We start from the raw sequence: 17,811 nt of genomic DNA, 5'->3' as shown, positions 1-17,811 counted from the left end.
GGAGAGGAAGGATGTGGTCGCGGGTGTGGAGGCGGCTCGAAGCGCTGTTCTTTCCGGAGGCCGTGGCCGACGGCCTGGTCGAGGCCGCCCCGGCCGTGAGCGTCCGGACATCCACGACGCCGAACTCCTCACCCTGACACCCCGGGAAATCCGATCATGATCCCGTACGAGATCAACGGCCTGCCGGCCCACGTCTTGGTCCTGCACGCGGTGGTCGTGCTGGTGCCCCTGACCTCGCTGCTAGTCGTGGGCACCGCGTTCTGGTCGGCGGCCCGGCGCAGACTCGGGGTGGCGGTCCCGATACTCGCCCTGGTCACGCTGGGGGCCGTGCAACTGACGATCAACGCCGGGGGATGGCTGATCCGGCGGGTTCCCATCACGCCGCTGGTACGCGCGCACGCCCACCTCGGCGACGACATGCTGCCCTGGGCCATCGCGCTGGTCGTGGTGGCCATAGCCGTGTGGGCCCAGCGCTTCCTGCCCTCCCACCGCACCGACGCCGGCAACGACCACACCGACCGCGCCGAGGACACCGCTCGCGCGGACCCCGGGCGGCCGACGACCGGGCCCGGCACCGTGCACACCCAGACGCTCACCCGGGCGACCACGGCCCCCACCGGCCGACGCTCCACGCTGGCGACCGGGGTCGCCGGTGTCGCGATGATCGCGGCCCTCGCCGCAGGCGTCGGGGCGACCGTCCAGTGCTACCGGGCCGGCGACGCAGGCGCCCGCGCCGTGTGGACGGACAATTTCAGCACCCAGCCGCTACCCCGAACGCCCCCGCCCTCGACCTGATCCAGCACCCGGGTTGCTCCGGCTAGGCCGCTGTTGGTGACCGTGGCCGGTGTGGCGACGTTCCTGCTCGCTCGCATACGCGCTGTTCGCTGGCTAGTTCGCCACCGAGGCGGCCGAGCGCGCCCGTCGCCGGACGACCGCGGCCCGGGAGCGGCGCGCCCGCCGTGCCGCCCGGAGTACCCGGCTGCGTGCGTGGGCCGCTGCGCATCGGGTGGATCTGTTGATCTACCCGCTCGCGGTCGCGTCGGCGGTGATGGCGGTCCCGTCGATGGCGGCCTACGGGGCCCGCGTGTACGGCGGCCCCACCGGGCGTCGTCCTGCCGGTGCTGTCCGAGCTGGGAATGTGGGCGTTCGCGCTGGCGGTGCAGGTGCGCCGCCGCAGCAACCCGGGCGCGTCGGGGTGGGCTCTACAGGCCGGGGTGTGGGCGTTCGCCGCGGTCGCGGCCGGGCTCAACGTGGTCCACGGGCTGCAGGAGGGCACCGACGCCGCCGTCGTGATGGGCGTCGCCTCGGTGGCCGGGGTGGCCGCGCACCAACTCGTCACCACCGGGGCGCTGCGTTCGCGCCGGGAGCGGAAGGAGAATCGTGACACCCGCCGCGCGGCGAGGCGGGTCGCGGCGGCGGAGCGGGCGGCGGTGCGGTCGGCGGTGGCGGAGATCGACGCCGACGGCCGAGCCCGGCTGGTCGTGGTCCCGGGTCGCTACCGGGTGAGCCGGCGCCGCCTGGTCCCCGCCGTCGTCGTCGCCGGGCTGCCCGTCGAGCCCGCGGGGCCGGACGGGGTGGGCGACGAGCTGGCCGCGGAGATCACCGCCTGGCTCGCCGGACAACCGGCCGCACCCGCTGCCCCGGGGCCTGTCGAGCCCCAGCCTGACCCCTCCGCCGAGCCCACTGCGGGTGGCGGGGTGGCCACCCTCGACCCGCCCCGGCCCGCAAACCCGCGCGAGTGCGGGCCCCTCGGGTGCGGTCGATGGACCAGCTCCGCGCGGAGTTCCGGGCCGCGCTCGCCGACCCCGCCACGGTGGTGGACCCGGAATCAGCGGAGTCGATCCGCACCACCCTGCGCTGCTCCCCGGCCCGGGCACGGCAGCTCCGCGACGAACACACCCGATCCACCACCCGCACCGATCGACAGGCCGGTGACCAGCGATGATCGAGGGAAATCGAGACATGACCACTGAGTCCGACGACACCCGATTCCGGACCGGCCTCGACGGCGAGCACGGCCGCCGCCCCCGGCCGGGCACCGCCCCCCAAGACTGCCGGGCAGCCGTACGACGACGGCGCCGAGGGTGAGCCGTTCGTGGTCGACGGCGAGGTGATCGACGCCGAAACCGTCGACGAGCAGGGGCCGGTACGGAGTTCCCGCGGCGAGCTGGTGCGCACCGCCGGCGGTCTGAGCCATGGCCGAGTTCACCGCTACGACCCTGCTGTCTCGACAGCTCTATCGCGTCTCCGAGGCCATGGTCGTGCTCTCGCTGAGCCGTTCGGTGATCGACGAGTTGATCCGATCCGGCCGTCTCCGATCCGTCACCGAGGGCCGCGCCCGACTCATCCCCGCCGGCGCGATCGCCGCGTACATCGACCTGCTCATCACCGAAGCGAAGGAGAACGACTATTGCCAGCCGGCGTAGCCGCGGAGACGGCGGACTGCACTGGACGAGTCGCGGCAACGCTGGATCGCGACGGTCACGGTCGGATACACGCCGGCAGGTAAGCGGGTCGTCCGGAAGGGGAGTGGGCGCATCAAGACCGAGGCGAAGAGCAAGCTCACGGAGCTGATCCGCGACTACGACGACGGGCTCGTCGTCGCGTCGGGCTCGTACACGGTGGAGCAGGCGGTCCGGGATTGATTGCAGTTCGGCCTGAACGGCAAGGCGCAGGGGACTCTCGCCAAGAACACCTTCCTCGCCGAATCTCACGTCATCCCGGCCCTCGGCTCCCGGAAGCTGCGCGATCTCTCGGCCGAGGACGTCGACCGGTGGCTCGCGGACAAGGCGGCCGTCCTGAGTACGAGCACTGTCCTCTCCATCCGGTCGATCCTGCGCCGGGCGGTGTCGCGGGCGCAGGCGCGCGACAAGGTGAAGCGGAACGTCGTCCTGCTCTGTGATGCGCCGAAGGGACAGGCCGGGCGTCCAAGGCGCTCACGCTCGCCGACGCGGAGAAACTACTGGCAGCCGCCGAGGCGGACGCGTCATCGTTCGGCACCTACATCGTGGTCTCGCTGCTGCTCGGCGCCCGCACCGAGGAACTGCGGGCGCTCACGTGGTCGCATGTGGAGCTGCGTGGGAGCGAGTCGCCCCCGATCCCGCCGCACATCATGGTGTGGAGGTCGGTGCGCGTCGGGGAGACACCAAGCGCGGAGATCCCGCCGAACTCTCGCGTTGCCGGCGCGGGCTGTGACCGCGTTGGTCTCGCATCGGATCCGGCAAGCGGCGGTGCGCGCACTCGTCGGCACGGGGTGGTGTGATCGCGATCTCGTGTTCGCCTCGGAGGTCGGAACGGAACTCGATGCGGCGAACGTTCGGCGGGGCTTCCGCCGGATCGCGCGGTCCGCCGGCCTGATGGCGGGGGAGTGGACGCCTCGGGAGCTACGTCACAGCTTCGTGTCCCTGCTGTCCGACGCCGGGTGCCGATCGAGCCGATCGCCCGTCTCGTGGGTCACAGCGGAACGTCGGTCACCGAGCAGATCTATCGCCATCAGCTACGGCCGGTCCTGGAGGACGGGACGACGGCCATGGATCTCATCTTCCCGACCGCGGGGGCGTAGTAGGTAGTCACCCTGAAGATCGAAAAGGCCCCGTCCGCGGCTGCGGACGGGGCCTGACCTTGTGGGCGATACAAGGATTGAACTTGTGACCTCTTCCGTGTCAAGGCGGATGCGAGCGCCCGGCGGCTGCCATCCCGTGCCGTTGCGTACCACCTGAGCTGGGAGTTCCTGCTGGCGCGTCTCGGGACGTGACGGGCGCTCGCAGGCCGTTCGCTCCGGGTTTGCTCCGCCGGCTCGTTGCCCGGCGTGGGGGTTGCTACCTGCCGCCGCGCAGCAGCGCTTGCTTGGCCGAGGTGAACTCATTGGCAGTCAGCGCTCCGGAGCGATGCAGCTCGGCGAGACGCTGGAGCTGCGACGCAACATCGTCCCGCTGGCTCTGCGGTGGTGGCCCAGGTGGTGGGCCCGACACCATCGCTCGTTCCACGTGCTGCCGGAGCGCTTCAAATTGTGGTTGCTGCTTGGTTGTGAATAGTACGGAGTTCTCATCCTTGGCAGCATCGGTGGACTGTCGGCCGAACTGTGATCGCCTCTCGACCCCACCCGCCAGTGAGAATTGGATGAAGCCTCGCACCAGGCCGGCCGGCTTGAACTGGACCGACGAGATGTGGCCAACCGGGATGCGCTTCTCCCCCTTCCCGATCGTCGCCCGGGCCAGAAAGCCAGAACGGACAATACTGACGAAGGCACCGTCAAATGTGATGGTGCCGTTGACACCCTTGACCTCCAGCGACATGTAGTGATCTTCGCCGAGACCGACGCCCGCGTTACGAATGCCGGTCGTTGGACAGGGCAACGGCTTGGGAACACTATCCGTCGGCGCGGTTGAGGCCGTGACCTGCGGATCGGCGACGTCCTGAGTGACCGTGGTTGACCCCGGGGGGCACCCGCGTATCGCACGCTAGTGGGCAGCCCTCGACGCACGCCGCCGCCGACCTCCCGGGGCTCTGCCCGCGAGTGGCCGCGTGGTAGCCCTCCGGGAGGTCGTCGGGGTTGGTACGCCCCCCATCCTGGAGGCCTGCCCGCCCGGCGAGGGCATGCTCTTTGACTGCCAGGCACTCGCCTCGGGCCTTTGTGCCGGGCAATTGCAGCGTCCGCGCTGGTGGGGCATCCGTCGTAGTCCGGCTCGGTCAATTCCCCCCGCGCCTCGTTGTCACCAGTCCGTTAGTCGCTCGGAGCAGCGACCATGATCCGACTGGGAACCCCGCCGTACCTCGCTCCCAGGTGACACACCCGTCGACGTCCCAGGTCATCGTGAGGATCTAACCGCCCAGAACTCTGATCGCCCGGCGACGGCAGCGCACCCCGCCCCCGTACAGGGGATGGCCGGGAGGCCTTGGCCGCGCGCTGAATCTGCGCGACTTGGACGCTGATCAGCAAGAGCCCACACCGCGCTGGCAGGATGATGCCGTGTTCGACTTCGTCGTGGGACTGTCCAACATCATCGCCGCCGTTCTCGGCCTTGTCGCTATCATCATCGCACTTGGCGTGGGTACGGTTACTTGGCAACGTTTCTACCTGGGGCAGCTCCGCTGGCACCGAATCGGTAAAGAACTTCGTCGCGCCCGGCCCACGCTCAGCCGTGGTGAATTCTCGCGGGCGACGTACCGCCTCTTGGACCAGCGGATCATCCAAGGCAAAACAAGCACCGTTCAAGAAATGAACTGGTTGACCGGCCTAATCGGTGCCATCGAAGAAGAACGCATCGAAACCTACCAAGACACCGTTCGGGTTCCGTTCACCTATCACCTGGGAGGTGAGTCATCGGCGACACACCAGAATCGACTCCATGCTCTCGCTGATTCTTACCGCGAATACGGCGCAGCTGTTAGGCGACGCTGGATGCTGCGAACAGCGGCCGCTCCGATCGTTGCCGAAGAATACGAGTGCTCCCGTGTGATGGCAAGCCTCATCGACAGCTACGCCCGATTGCAAGGGACCACTCCATCCGAGGAGAGCCGACGACTTCGCGACAGGACTGTAGGTCTAGCAACCGCATCTGACGGTCTCGAACAGTGGGTAAGACTGGCGGCGTGGCCCAACCTCGGCATCTATAGAAAATCGCCCTGTTTCGCGGCAGTGAAGGTCTCGTATGCGCCGTATCGCGTCGTGACATCTGCCGAAAGCATCGCTCATCGCACTCTACCGGAGGGTGCTGAAGCAGTGAAGATCCTGCGTCCAGAAGAAGTGGAAACACCTTCAGGCAACGATTTTGACGGCATTATGAGTCGTCTCCATGGAAAGTCGGGCTATAGGGTTGAGATGGATCCTCACTCCGGGCGACAGCAACTACACCTATGCCTCTCCGAGACATCTTACTTCGCCTTTCGTCTGACCCAGTGGAACGAAGCGAGCCCGCTCGCTAATCGACCCGAGCACGCATACCAGTCACGTCTTCTGTCAGTGAACCTGCTACTCCTCGACGATGCCGACCGAGTGATCTTGGTGCGCCGAGCATCGACCATCACGCACGGTGGGCAGTTCGCCGGCGCCGCCAGTGGGGCATGCGAAGTCGTTGCCCGCGACGGCATCGAGGCAGACCTCGACGCCGATGGTCTTCCTGATCCCATGCGTACCGTAATACGAGAAGCACGCGAAGAACTTGGTATCGACCTCGGACGGCCGGAGCGAAAACTGGGTGCACTTGGGCTGATCGAGGTAATGAGCCCGCGAGACATGCGCACCTACGTCCTGACCGTCACAGCTAGAATCGAGGGGCCTGCCACAGAATTCCGCGTCATATCCGGTTCCACAGATGACATCGAGGGAACCTGGGAACTCGGTACGGACGCGATGGTTATCGACCTACGAATGGCGCTTAGTTCGGCAGTCGCCATGCGAGAATTCGTCGGATGGCTAAAAGCCTCACCTGTAATACTCCCGCACGCCGCAGGAGGGCTATTACTACTTCTTGTTGCACGGCTCGAACTCGGAACCGCCAACAGTAATGAACGCCGTATGGAATTGCGTGACCTGGTCGACGCACTAGACGTGCCAGCGGCGGCAAGCCCGTCGATCCTCCCACCATGCGTAACTTTGCAGTCGCTGATGGGCACGTGAAGTATCGGCACACCCTACGCGCCGCCGTTGCGATGGGCCATCTAGTGCCGTTTCGGCGGCGGCCTTTCAGGAGGTGATGCGGAGGTGACGTCTTCGGTGTGAATGCGGTTCCGGCGTGCCTCGACGCGCTGCGCGGTGCCGTTCGGCCTGGTCATCGTGACGCTTGGTGCTGACCCGTACCGGGGAGTGCCGGGCGCCGTGATGCCTTCCTGCTGCCTCGCTGGCCGTCTTGATCTTGACCACGGCGGGACCGGAGCGTCATCTCCTCGACCTGGCAACGCCCGACCGCGCGGCGCCCCGGGCGCACCCTTCGATGCCATCCGCACGGCTGATCCTGCCAAGTGTGCGCCCGGGGTGGCCGTGTGGTAGCCCTTCGGGAGGTCGAGGAGATGACGCGCACCCGCAGCCACCACGCTGACGTGAGCCACCCGAAGGACCCGCCATCTCCGAGGCCTGCCCGCCCGGCGAGGGCTCACTTGCCTCATTCTTGACCGCGCCTTAGTGATCGCCGGTGAGAGCGTCAGCCGTTCCCAACTCTGGCTCGTCACCATACGCTGCTCTAACCCGACGCTTGCGGTCCGATTCCCGGGCCACATAGAAGCCACAAATGAGAAGCATCCCATTTCCCGCCATCGCTGAGCCAATCGATGCGGCGACAATTCCAATCCATACTGGCGCCGAAACTGCCGCGAGGCCACCGTAAGCCGCTAGTGGCCCAAACGCCAGGAGGCTAAGCACGTGTCCGCGACGACCAGCCCGTTTCTCATGATAGGCCGCAACTGCCAATACGGAGGCAGCACAAGTGACCGACATAGTGAACAGCCAGCCATTCCAGGCCGCGATCTGATACTGGACAGCAAATTTGTGAGTACTGAAAACTATCAAGACGCCGAGGGCGAGCAGCACGGCGAAGAGTGCACGCGTAAGAAATTGCTTGAACGTTCGGTCATTGCGTTCGAGCCATTCGTCAATCTGAAAGAAGAAGGCATTGGGGTTGCCACCGATCTGCTGATCTGGCCGCGACGTGCCTGCTAGGCGTGCATTCACGGCAGCGCGGAGGCTCTGGCCCCGTTCAGGACGGAGCTGGAGGTTTGTGCCCCGGATATAGGCAGACATTGTTTCAACGAAGTGGCCGACCGTGCGCGAAGTCAAGGTGTCGGACTCGCCGACTGGAACCGACCGTGCGCTCGCGTTTTCGCGCAAATACTCGGTCATGTTGGCCCAGTAGAGCATCTTCATCTCGGGATCGTAGACGATTCCGACGATTGGCATGTTGGATGAGCGCCAAACGTTGCCGTGACTTCCTACAGGGACTGCGTAGCCGATACTGCGCCGGTAGGTTGTGCCAGACTTTACTTGCACTGCAATTACGAAGCTAGTTACCCGGCAGTCTTCGACAAATCGGACGTAAAGATCCTCTCCGTGATCGTTGCCACCATCAATTTCTTGAACGATATGACCTGAATCTTCCAGGAGCGCGCGTACCATGTTCACGCCTGCCCGCTCAGCTCGGTGAGTTCGACGCACCCGTGTCAATTTCCCGCCTCCTTGGTATGAAGCTGAGTTGACGGTACAGCCTGACACCGACAGCGACGGACCGTAACGCGTTGGCCAGCGGCGAAAGGCAGCCGCGCGCCGCGCGGGGACCGGCCGGAGGCCGCACGCCCCGCGCGAGCGCTTGCGGCTGCATTGGACAGGGTGCTGCGCGGCGCCGTCAGGCGCCGCCTTGATCAGGAAAGGAAAGTATGAACACGCTGGAGGTGGGCGGCCGGTGACGGGCCGCTCCTACACTCAGACGGTGCGAGGGATGCCGTCGGTCGTCGACGCTGAGGAGCTGGCCCGGGAGCTGCTGGAGCCCCTGGCGAATCGCTGGGCACATGTGCAGGCGGTGGCCGCTCGTGCGGATGGACTGACGCCGGCCATCCCCAGAGAGGACGATCGGCAGCTCCTCGTCGTGGCCGCGTGGTGGCATGACCTCGGGTACTCGCCCGCGCTGCGGGACACCGGCGCTCACCAGATCGACGGGGCCCGCTACCTCGCGGCAGAGGGCTACCCCGATCGGCTCGTGGCGCTTGTGGCTCATCACTCGGCGGCCACCTGCGAAGCGGCGGAGAGGGGGCATCTGGCGGATCTGGAGGTCTGGCCGCGTGAGGAGTCCGCGGTGGCCGATGCGCTCTGGATGGCAGACATGACGACCGGTCCGCGCGGCGAGGAGCTGGCGTACGATCAGCGGCTCTCGGAGATCCTCAGCCGCTACGACCCGGACTCCATCGTCGGGCGCTCGATGCTCCGTGCGGAGCCGGCCGTCCGGGCTGCCATAGACCGCACCCGGCAGCGGATGCAGGACGCCTACACGATCTGAGGCTCGGCCCGGCCGGTGAGCGCATCTTCGATGCGGCGGCGCATGGATGGGTGGATGGACAGGCCGGCCACGTCGGAGGGCTCGACCCACCGGACCTCCTTGGTCTCCGACCCATCCTCACGTGGCTCGCCGCTGAGCACGCGCCCGTGGAAGCACACTGAGAACTCCTGGCGCACCTCGCCGTCGTCGTAGGCCATCACGTGCCCGGGATCGGTGTAGATCCCGACCACGCCCGTCAGCTCGACCGCCAGGCCGGTTTCTTCCGCCACCTCACGCGCGGCTGCGTCGGCGATCGACTCGCCGATCTCCATCGCACCGCCTGGCAGGGCCCAGTAATCGTTATCGATCTTGTGGATGAGCAGCAGACGGCCGGCGTCGTCGCGGATCGCGGCCGTGGTCGACGGGACCAGGCTGTTGGCGGGTGGGGCGTCCGGGTCGTGGTAGTAGTCCGTGCGGCTCATGGCCTCCAGCATGACGGCTCGCGTGCGCGCGCGTCACGTCTCGGGTGTGCCGACGTTCCACACTTCGTCGAACGAGCGCATGTAGTGATCCCACATCCGGCCGCCCGGCACTCGGCGCAGGTGCAGGACCGGGGAGTGGCCGGCTGGGGCCCCGTACGCGTGTCCGTTGACCATGAGGTCCTGGTCGAACCGAAAGAGCGAGTTGTAGAGCGTCGTGGAGTGCGTGCGCACCTCGACGCCGGGCAGGCCGGCCACCTCGCGCAGGTAGCGGCGGTGGAGCTGGATGCGGCCTTCCAGGCCACCCGTCGTCCCCTCGTCCACGGCACGCTGCCGAACCGCCTCTGACGTCTCGTCGCCGAGCAAGAACCGGCAGCGCACGCCGGCAGCTGACTTCTCGCGCAGGACGTCCACGATGTTGTGCTGCTCGAACAGGAACGTCCCGGCGTAGGTCAGCACGTCCAGGGCCTCGCGGGCGCTTGCGATGAGCTGGGACCACACCCCGTGCGGCACGGCGGCCCGGGAAGGGTGGAGCTCCAGGAGCTCGGCCACGCTCGCGGACTGCGTCACCTTTTCGGCCAGCACCGACGGCCAGATGTACGCCTCATCGACCCCGAGGGCCTGGGCGACGGCGACCCGGTGCGCGCGGTGCGGGAGGCGTCCTTGGGTGATCCACCGCTCGACGGTCTTGGGGTCCACCGCGATCTTCTCGGCGAGATCGGCCGTCCTGAGCTGCGCTGACGCCAGTGTGCCGCGCAGACGCTCGTTCGTAGCCACAGGGACCCCTAGGGACGTTTTGAACTCTAAGGGACGTTTCTAGCACGCCTAAGACGTCCTGTCACGTCCCTTGTTGGCGGTGGGGACGTCCCCTGCGTCCCGGGTCTCATTGAGTCACCGCACAGACGGTGCGGAACTCACGAGGAGGACCGATGCGAGACATCCCGGTGGTGCTGAGCGGCTACAAGCTCACGGTGGTGGAGTCGCCCGCACCCAAGACCCGCGACGACGGCAACGGCGGGCAGATCGCCGTCGTCGACCGGCAGGGCGTGACGCAGTTCGTCGTGTCCCTGTTCGCCAAGCTCCGCGTCCAGCCCGGCGAGCGGGCTCCGAAGGGCGAGGAGATCAAGGTGACCCTGGCGACCGACCCCGGCGAGGGATTCGGCGAGGACACCCGCGTGGAGCTGATCGACGCGCGGCTCAACGCCTACCAGATCGACACCGAGGACGGGCGCTCGATCTCGGGCATCTCATTCAAGGCGATGGGACTCAAGCCGCTGCACTCTCGGGCGGAGAAATGAGCGCCCCGGCCGCCTCGCTACTGGAGCGGGTGCGCAAGCTGCTCGCCCAGGCGGAGGACGCGTCTGTCACCGAGGCGGAGGCGGAGGCCTTCAACGCCAAGGCGGCCGAACTGATCGCCCGGCACGGGATCGACGCGGCACACCTCGCCGCGACCGGTAGGAGCCACGACGAGATCGGGCACCGAGTGATCCCGGTCGAGCAGCCCTACGCCCGCGACAAGGCACAGCTGCTCACCTCCGTGGCCGACCCGCTGCGCTGCCAGACCGTGCACACCCACGGGCCGGACCGGTACGTGGTGCGCGTCTACGGGTTCATCTCCGACCTGGAGCGCGTGGAGTTGCTCTACACCTCGCTCCTGCTCCAGGCGACGCGCGATCTCGTGCACGTGCGGCCCGATGGCTGGGGCGAGTCGACGGCGGCTTACCGGCGCTCATGGCTGGCGGGGTTCGCCTCGGCCGTCTACACGCGCCTGCTGCGGGCCGAGCGGCGCGCCACCGCCGAACAGCCGGCCACCGAGTCCGGCACCAGCACCGCTCTCGTCCTACGCGACCGGTGCGACCGCGTGGACACCGCCGTTCGCGCCGCCCACCCCCGGCTGCGCTCCATGCGTCGCCGGTCCCTGTCCGGCAGCGGGCAGACCGACGGCTACCACTCCGGCAGCCGTGCCGACCTCGGCGCCCGGCAGGTCGGGCACACGCGGGCGTTGCCCCGCTGATTCTCGTGCGGCCGTAGCCGCCCGACGGTAGTTCTCCGTTTTTTGACAATTCCACAGTGGCTAGATCCATGTCAGAAACAACAGCGAATCACACGAAGTGGTGACGCGATGAACTGCACGGAATGTTCGGGGTCGGGCGCCTGCGATGCCTGCGACGGCTACGGGTGCCTGCCCCCACTCGAACGACAGAACGGCGATGGGCCGGAATGCATGGTGTGTTCCGGAAACGGACTGTGCGCCGAGTGTTACGGCGCTACCTATTGAGAGGAACGGCAATGACGAATGTGACGAACGGACGGGTCCGCCAGACGGCGGGAGTCGGGCGACTGGTGCGCCGGCTGGAGACCGAGCGGCGCCGGTGGACGTGGGTCCGCTCCGACGTCGGGGTCGAGTTGGTGCCCACCGAGCAGGCCTGGCGAACCGGTGTCGCCGAGGGGCTGCGCCTGGCGCAGATCGCCATCCGGAAGGGGGTCTGATCGATGGTGCAGGTCAAGCCGATCAACCGGCGGGCGCTGCGGCGCTACGGCGAGTTCTGGCGAGCGCTCCAGATGGTCGGGAACGCCCTGGCCGAGGCCGAGCGGGTGGCGGCGAAGGCGACAGACAACCAGCCCATACGCGGCCAGACGGCGCACTGGGCGGCCGCCACGCTGGACGAGATGAAGTCGGCCACCAAGAAGGCCAAGAACTCGCTGCACATCATGTCGGCCGCTGCGAAGAAGTGGGAGGCCGAACTGGTCTCCCGCGAATGGAGGCGATGACGTGTCGCGCACCGTCGACCGCACAGTGGAAGACCTCGATCGGGCGATGCGTGAACTGCGCAAGTCGCTGCGCGGGATTCCGTTCCGCTCCGGCGGATTCAAGAAGACACACGACAACCTGGCTCGGGACGCCGCGCTCGTGGCGGTCCTCATCGACTCGGCCCGGTCCTCGTTCCGCAACTGACAATTCCTGGAGGAGAAACGCAATGAACACCATGATGGATGCGCGCCGTGGACCGGTGCGCGGATCGACCCGATCTGCCGGCCGCGAGTGGCGCGGGGCGCTCTGGCTGCTCCGCCACCCCGGGTTCGTGCTGGTGCCCGCGCTGCTCGTCGTAGCCTGGTCCTGGCTCGGCTGGGGCGTCGTGGCTGCGACGATTGGCGGGGCGCTTGTCGACCTGGTGGTCTGGGCCCGGGTGCACCCGGCCTCGTTCGACCGGTGGCTCGCGCCGTGGTTGCGGGCCTGGCGGCGACGCTGGACCGCCTACCGGGGCCGGAACTGGGCCGGCGTCCTGGCCGACTGCGAGTTGGTCCGGGAGAACCGGCGCACCGGTGAGATGACGGTGCCTCGCGTGCTGCGGGTCCGCTCGGCCACCCGCTCGATCGACACCTTGTACGTGCGGATGGCCCGTGGGCAGGACCTGCGGACCTGGACCGACCGCGCCGACGCCCTGGCCGCGGCGCTGTTCGCGCACCGGGTGGCGATCACGAAGGTTCGCCCGGCCGTGCTGGCGGTGGTTGTCGAGCGGGAGATGCCGTTCCCGAACGTCGTGCCGGCGCCGGAGATCCCGGGCGACTCCCGCGACGTCGACCTGTCGGCCCTCGACGTCGGCGACAACGAGCACGGCGGCCCGTTCCTCCTGAGCGTGGTCGGCAAGCACCTCCTGGCGGCCGGCGCGTCCGGCGCGGGCAAGGGCTCGCTGATCTGGGCGCCGCTGCGGGCCATGGGGCCGCTCATCCGTGACGGGCAGGTACGCGTGTCGATGATCGACCTCAAGGGCGGCGCGGAGACCGAGCGGGGCCGGCCACTGTTCGCCCGCTACGCCACCACGATGAGTCAGGCCATCGAGCTGCTGACCGAAGTTCGCGAGGCGATGAAGGCGCGGCAGGAGTTGATGCGCGCCACCGGCGCCCGGTCGCTGCCGGTCGATCGGGAAACACCGCTGGAGCTGGTGATGATCGACGAGATGGCGATGCTCACCGCCTACGGTGATCGGGGCGACGTCCGGGAAGCGCTCCGGCTGCTGGCGGAGATCCTGACGCAGGGTCGCGCCTGCCTGATCTCGGTCATGGGCTACGTGCAGGAGCCTTCCAAGGACGTGATCGACGTCCGGGAGCTGTTCACCACCCGCGTGTGCCTCGGCGTCACCGCCGCGTCCCATGTGGACATGGTGCTGGGTGACGGTGCACGGGAGCGGGGCGCGCTGGCCGACGAGATCCCCGGCGATCCCGGGCACGCCGGCATCGGCTTCGTCATCGACTCCACGTCGCGGCTGCCGGTCCGGTTCCGGGCTGCGTTCGTCTCCGATGCCGAGATCGACGAACTGGTCGAGCGCTGCCACCCGTGGGCCCGGCCCGGTGACGTCGTCGACATGCCGCTCGACCCGTTCCTCGACGACGAGGACGGGGTGACCCCGTGAACAGCCTGCGGGACAACAGCGAGTACCGGCTGATCATGACCGTGATCTGCGTGGTCTGCGGGCTCGGCGCCGTCGGGTCGGTGGTCCCACTGGTGGAGCAGGCCATCACCACACTCCTGATCGGCCTGGCCGTCGTCGCCGTCTGGGTCACCTCCATGCGGCTGATCGTGCGGATGATCCGCGAGCACCTCGAGGACCTCGAGGACGAACGGACCGCGGCGGCATGGCGGGTCGCCCACCAGCCGGCCACGTCCCTGCAGGAGGTGCCGTGATGTGGGCCGTCACCGGATGGGCCGTCACGACCTGGCTCAAGCTCACCGTCCTCCTGGCCCTCGGCGTCGGCGTCGCCTGGTTGTGGCTCGGCTCCGGCTGGTTCTCGGTCGCCTGCATCGGTGCTGCGCTCGCCGAGCTGTGGGCGCTGCGGCAGCTCGGCCGCGAGTGGGCCTACGAAGCGCGCTCGTCCTGGTGGTGGTCGCCGTGACCGACCAGCTCGACCTGTTCGGCGGGCCGGACGTCTCGGTTCCGCAGCAGCGGGTCAGCCGTATCGAGAGCAACGACGTCGACCTGATGCACACCGTGGCCGGCAACGCCGTCCGATGTGGCTACCTGCTCGTCGGCAACGCCGAGCGCGTCTACACGCGGGTCGACGGCAAGGACGGTGAGGTGCAGCGCGTCCCCCGGTACGAGGAGGAGGCCGTTCACCAACTGCTGCGGCGGCGCTGGCTGACCGTCGACTCGCCGCACTCCGTCACCTGCGGCGCGGCCTCGCTGACCGGCGCGGCCGTGCTCGTGCCCAAGGAGACCCGATCCCGCGTCGAGCGCTGGACACGGCTCCAGCGGCCGTCCTCGTGGCCGCGCACCACCGACCCGGACGGCCCGGCCGCGTCGACTCCCGGCCGGGTCGTCCGACTCCACGACAGGAAGAAGCGCCGATGACCGACGCCGATCTCCTGAGCGCGCGTCTGCGCTCGCACGACTACCAGGACTGGCGGGCGAAGGTGGAGGCCACCGGCGGGTGCGCCCGACCGGTCAAGCTCACCGGCCGCTCCGCGATCCTCGACCGGGACGGCGAGATCCTCGTCGAGCGGGCCGGCGACATCTTCGCCCCGTGCGGCAACCGGCGGGCGAGTGTCTGCCCGGCCTGCTCGGACCGCTACGCCGGGGACGCGTTCCACCTGCTGCGTGCGGGCCTGGCCGGCGGGGACAAGGACGTCCCCGCGCTCGTCACCGAGAAGCCCCGCGTGTTCCTCACCCTCACCGCGCCATCGTTCGGGCCGGTGCACACCCGGCGCACCACCGCGTCGGGACGCGTCATCCCGTGCCGCTGCGGCGGCTACCACCATCCCGACGACCCCCGGCTCGGCTCACCGACCGACCCGGACACCTACGACTACATCGGCTCCGTGCTCTGGCAGGCCCACGCCGGCCAGCTCTGGCACCGCTTCGTGATCGCGCTCCGGCGGGCTCTGGCCGGCCACCTCGGCGTCCCGGCGCGTCGCTTCCGCGAGGTCGCCCGGCTGTCCTACGCGAAGGTTGCCGAGTACCAGCGGCGCGGCCTGGTCCATTTCCACGCCGTCGTGCGCGTCGACGGCCCGGACGGACCCGGCGACGCCACATCGCGCGGCATCACCGCTGACGTCCTGCGCACGGCCATCACGACGGCGGCTCAGGTCGCCGTCATCGCCACCGAACGCCCGGACGGTGCCGCGCTGCTGCTCGGCTGGGGCGCTCAGCTCGACCTACGCCAGATCACGGCGGCGAGCGCGTCCGACGTCGAGGACGGTGACGGCGCGATCAGTGAGGCACGGCTCGCCGGCTACATCGCGAAGTACGCCACCAAAGGCACCGGTACCGCCGAGGGTGCCGACCGCCCAGTCCGCGACGTCGAGCACATCGCCTACCTGGACGTGTCGCCCCACCACCGCCGGATGATCGAGGTCTGCTGGCAGCTCGGCGGCCTGGAGCAGTACGAGGCGCTCAACCTGCGGCGCTGGGCGCACATGCTCGGGTTCCGCGGGCACTTCCTGACCAAGAGCCAGCGGTACTCGACGACCTTCCGTGCGATCCGGGATGAGCGGCGGTCTTGGCGGGTGCGTCACGAGCTCGACCAGCTCGCCCGCGACACCTGGGGCGAGACCTGCGACCCGATCGACCTCGACTCGGTCACCGTGATCAACGACTGGCGCCTGCTCGGCGTCGGACACAACAACTACGCAGAACGGGAGTTGGCGATGGCCATCGCCGAGCGCAACCGACAACAACGCACGACCCGAAGGAGGACGGACTGATGGAAGCACTCACCTACAGCGTCGACGAGGTGGCCGCGCTGCTCGGCATCGCCCGCGGCGTCGCCTACGAGAGCGTGCGGAACGGGGAGATCCCGGCGACCCGTGTGGGCCGGCGATGGCTCGTACCGCGCAAGAGGTTCCACGCCTGGCTCGACGGAACCGGGCCGGCGAGCACGCCGGCCCGCCCCCGGGCGGTGGCGTGATGGGGTTCGTCGACAGGACTCCGGAGGGCCGGTACCGCGCCTACTTCCGCGACCCGGCCGGCAAGCAGCGGTCCAAGACGTTCCGCACCAAGCGCGACGCCTCGGCGTTCCTCGCCGAGATCGAGACGACCAAGACCCGGGGCACCTACGTCTCCCCGCACGCTGGCCGCCTGGCGTTCGGCGAGCACGCCCGGCGCTGGATGGCGACGTGGAACACCGAGATCACCACGGCGGCGCGGGATCGGTCGGTCATGGAGACACACGTGCTTCCGCGCTGGGGAGACGTCCCGCTGGCCAAGATCGATCACATCGGCCTCCAGGAGTGGGTGACCCAGCTCGGCGCGCGCCGGAAGCCGGCGACGGTCCAGGTAGCGCTTCGCCTCACGAGCGCGGTGCTCCGCTCGGCCGTCCGCAACCGGGTGATCGCCTTCAACCCGGCGGAGGACGTGCGGGTCCAGCGGGTCCGCCGGCAGGACACCGACGAGCGGATCATCAGCCGAGCGGACCTCCGGACGCGGCTCCTGCCCGCAGTGCCCGAGCGGTATAGGGGAGTGGTGGCGACGGCCGGCGGCGCGGGGCTGCGCTGGGGAGAGGCGATCGGCCTGCGCGCGGATGCCGTGGATCTCGACGCCGGCCGGCTGTCGGTGATCCGGACCGTGGTCGAGGTCGCCGGCCACACCTCGTTCAAGCCCTTCCCGAAGTCGGCCGCCGGCCGTCGCACCGTGCCGATGCCGTCGTGGCTCATCCCGGTGATCCGCGAGCACCGCCGGCTCTGGCCCACGCAGAGCGAGGAACCGATCTTCGCCAACGAGGTGGGCGCCCCGTTGCGCCGGACGTTGTTCCGGTCGCGCATCTGGCGCCCATCGCTGGTGCGGGCCGGCCTCCTGGGCGCGGTGGTCCAGCTCGACGGCGGGTTTGAGGCCCAGTGGACCGACGACGACGGCGTCAAGCACACGGAGCGGCTGCGGACGGAGGTCCAGGCCGTGCAGCACGTGGCGCGGAACCAGGCCGGCGGGCTCCGGTTCCACGACCTCCGGCACTCGTACGCCACCTGGCTCGTGGACGACGGCGTGCCACCGAACATGGTGCAGCGGGTGATGGGGCACGAACGGTCGTCGACGACGCTCGACCTCTACACGCGGCGGACCGACAACAGTGACCGCATCCTCGACGCCCTCAACGACCCGGACGACGAACCGGGGGAGGAGGACCCGGAGCATGATCTGGCTCCGGAATGAGGCGGTGCTCCGGAAAGGCTCCGGATGGTGCGACGGTCGATGGTCGTGACCGACCCCAGAGACGACGAAAGCCCCCGACCGTGCTGGTCAGGGGCCTGTCGGGGGTGGTGGGCGATACAAGGATTGAACTTGTGACCTCTTCCGTGTCAAGGAAGCGCTCTCCCACTGAGCTAATCGCCCGAGGCGGAGGCGGGAATCGAACCCGCGTACAGGGCTTTGCAGGCCCTTGCC

21 protein-coding genes and 1 tRNA gene are annotated in these 17,811 nt (G+C 68.6%); 17 read left to right on the top strand and 5 right to left on the bottom strand.

What is annotated here, in order from left to right:
• Window positions 1–156: 156 nt before the first annotated feature.
• The 3 genes from JWP64_RS05285 to JWP64_RS05275 all read left to right on the top strand — a co-directional run bounded on the left by JWP64_RS05285 (window position 157) and on the right by JWP64_RS05275 (window position 2,426).
• Window positions 157–795, top strand: a complete 639-nt coding sequence (locus JWP64_RS05285; RefSeq protein ID WP_297492952.1) for a hypothetical protein — start codon at window positions 157–159, stop codon at window positions 793–795.
• Between the two features lie 323 nt (window positions 796–1,118).
• Window positions 1,119–1,973, top strand: coding sequence for a hypothetical protein (locus JWP64_RS05280; protein ID WP_297492950.1), 855 nt, complete (start codon window positions 1,119–1,121; stop codon window positions 1,971–1,973).
• A gap of 222 nt (window positions 1,974–2,195) precedes the next feature.
• The gene (locus tag JWP64_RS05275; protein WP_297492948.1) at window positions 2,196–2,426 is read left to right on the top strand and encodes a helix-turn-helix domain-containing protein; all 231 of its coding nucleotides are present in this window, start codon (window positions 2,196–2,198) and stop codon (window positions 2,424–2,426) included.
• Window positions 2,427–3,818: 1,392 nt separating this feature from the next.
• Here the strand turns inward: JWP64_RS05275 and JWP64_RS05270 are convergent.
• A complete protein-coding gene (locus tag JWP64_RS05270; RefSeq protein ID WP_297492945.1) occupies window positions 3,819–4,295 on the bottom strand; it encodes a DUF4429 domain-containing protein in 477 nt (158 codons plus the stop codon).
• Between the two features lie 674 nt (window positions 4,296–4,969).
• Between JWP64_RS05270 and JWP64_RS05265 the strand changes: the two genes are divergently transcribed.
• Window positions 4,970–6,619, top strand: a complete 1,650-nt coding sequence (locus JWP64_RS05265) for a hypothetical protein (RefSeq protein WP_297492943.1) — start codon at window positions 4,970–4,972, stop codon at window positions 6,617–6,619.
• A gap of 498 nt (window positions 6,620–7,117) precedes the next feature.
• On the opposite strand, the gene JWP64_RS05260 is transcribed toward JWP64_RS05265, so the two are convergent.
• Complete coding sequence (locus tag JWP64_RS05260; protein ID WP_297492940.1) at window positions 7,118–8,113, bottom strand: DUF4365 domain-containing protein; 996 nt, start codon at window positions 8,111–8,113, stop codon at window positions 7,118–7,120.
• Between the two features lie 313 nt (window positions 8,114–8,426).
• Between JWP64_RS05260 and JWP64_RS05255 the strand changes: the two genes are divergently transcribed.
• Entirely contained in the window at window positions 8,427–8,981 is a 555-nt protein-coding gene (locus JWP64_RS05255) for an HD domain-containing protein (RefSeq protein ID WP_297492937.1), read from the top strand.
• On the opposite strand, the gene JWP64_RS05250 is transcribed toward JWP64_RS05255, so the two are convergent.
• Entirely contained in the window at window positions 8,969–9,442 is a 474-nt protein-coding gene (locus JWP64_RS05250; RefSeq protein WP_297492935.1) for an NUDIX hydrolase, read from the bottom strand. The genes JWP64_RS05255 and JWP64_RS05250 overlap by 13 nt on opposite strands.
• A gap of 33 nt (window positions 9,443–9,475) precedes the next feature.
• Window positions 9,476–10,216 (bottom strand): XRE family transcriptional regulator, encoded by a 741-nt coding sequence (locus JWP64_RS05245; protein WP_297492934.1) that lies wholly within the window; start codon window positions 10,214–10,216, stop codon window positions 9,476–9,478.
• Between the two features lie 152 nt (window positions 10,217–10,368).
• On the opposite strand from JWP64_RS05245, the gene JWP64_RS05240 reads away from it, so the two are divergent.
• From JWP64_RS05240 to JWP64_RS05185, 12 genes are all read left to right on the top strand, one after another.
• Window positions 10,369–10,737 (top strand): hypothetical protein, encoded by a 369-nt coding sequence (locus JWP64_RS05240; protein WP_297492931.1) that lies wholly within the window; start codon window positions 10,369–10,371, stop codon window positions 10,735–10,737.
• Complete coding sequence (locus JWP64_RS05235; protein WP_297492928.1) at window positions 10,734–11,453, top strand: DUF2786 domain-containing protein; 720 nt, start codon at window positions 10,734–10,736, stop codon at window positions 11,451–11,453. The genes JWP64_RS05240 and JWP64_RS05235 overlap by 4 nt, the downstream gene beginning before the upstream one ends.
• A 275-nt stretch (window positions 11,454–11,728) precedes the next feature.
• Window positions 11,729–11,929 (top strand): hypothetical protein, encoded by a 201-nt coding sequence (locus tag JWP64_RS05230; RefSeq protein ID WP_297492926.1) that lies wholly within the window; start codon window positions 11,729–11,731, stop codon window positions 11,927–11,929.
• 3 nt (window positions 11,930–11,932) lie between these two features.
• A complete protein-coding gene (locus JWP64_RS05225; RefSeq protein ID WP_297492923.1) occupies window positions 11,933–12,211 on the top strand; it encodes a hypothetical protein in 279 nt (92 codons plus the stop codon).
• Between the two features lies 1 nt (window position 12,212).
• Window positions 12,213–12,395 carry a hypothetical protein gene (locus JWP64_RS05220; protein WP_297492920.1) on the top strand — a complete coding sequence of 61 codons (183 nt, stop codon included), beginning with the start codon at window positions 12,213–12,215 and terminating at the stop codon, window positions 12,393–12,395.
• 22 nt (window positions 12,396–12,417) lie between these two features.
• The gene (locus JWP64_RS05215) at window positions 12,418–13,851 is read left to right on the top strand and encodes an FtsK/SpoIIIE domain-containing protein (protein ID WP_297492918.1); all 1,434 of its coding nucleotides are present in this window, start codon (window positions 12,418–12,420) and stop codon (window positions 13,849–13,851) included.
• Window positions 13,848–14,123, top strand: a complete 276-nt coding sequence (locus JWP64_RS05210) for a hypothetical protein (RefSeq protein ID WP_297492915.1) — start codon at window positions 13,848–13,850, stop codon at window positions 14,121–14,123. Before JWP64_RS05215 ends, JWP64_RS05210 begins: the two co-directional genes overlap by 4 nt.
• Window positions 14,123–14,332, top strand: coding sequence for a hypothetical protein (locus tag JWP64_RS05205; RefSeq protein WP_297492912.1), 210 nt, complete (start codon window positions 14,123–14,125; stop codon window positions 14,330–14,332). Before JWP64_RS05210 ends, JWP64_RS05205 begins: the two co-directional genes overlap by 1 nt.
• The gene (locus tag JWP64_RS05200; protein ID WP_297492908.1) at window positions 14,329–14,787 is read left to right on the top strand and encodes a hypothetical protein; all 459 of its coding nucleotides are present in this window, start codon (window positions 14,329–14,331) and stop codon (window positions 14,785–14,787) included. Before JWP64_RS05205 ends, JWP64_RS05200 begins: the two co-directional genes overlap by 4 nt.
• Entirely contained in the window at window positions 14,784–16,139 is a 1,356-nt protein-coding gene (locus tag JWP64_RS05195) for a replication initiator (protein WP_297492906.1), read from the top strand. The genes JWP64_RS05200 and JWP64_RS05195 overlap by 4 nt, the downstream gene beginning before the upstream one ends.
• Window positions 16,139–16,342 carry a helix-turn-helix domain-containing protein gene (locus JWP64_RS05190; RefSeq protein WP_297492904.1) on the top strand — a complete coding sequence of 68 codons (204 nt, stop codon included), beginning with the start codon at window positions 16,139–16,141 and terminating at the stop codon, window positions 16,340–16,342. Before JWP64_RS05195 ends, JWP64_RS05190 begins: the two co-directional genes overlap by 1 nt.
• Window positions 16,342–17,580, top strand: coding sequence for a site-specific integrase (locus JWP64_RS05185; protein WP_297492901.1), 1,239 nt, complete (start codon window positions 16,342–16,344; stop codon window positions 17,578–17,580). The genes JWP64_RS05190 and JWP64_RS05185 overlap by 1 nt, the downstream gene beginning before the upstream one ends.
• 105 nt (window positions 17,581–17,685) lie before the next feature.
• Here the strand turns inward: JWP64_RS05185 and JWP64_RS05180 are convergent.
• Window positions 17,686–17,760: transfer RNA gene (locus tag JWP64_RS05180), tRNA-Val, on the bottom strand.
• Window positions 17,761–17,811: the final 51 nt, after the last annotated feature.

Origin of the sequence: Pseudonocardia sp. (genome assembly GCF_025465255.1) — a bacterium.
Lineage (GTDB): Bacteria > Actinomycetota > Actinomycetes > Mycobacteriales > Pseudonocardiaceae > Pseudonocardia.
The sequence above is the reverse complement of the archived record's forward strand: the minus strand, read 5'-3'. Positions and strand labels throughout refer to the sequence as shown.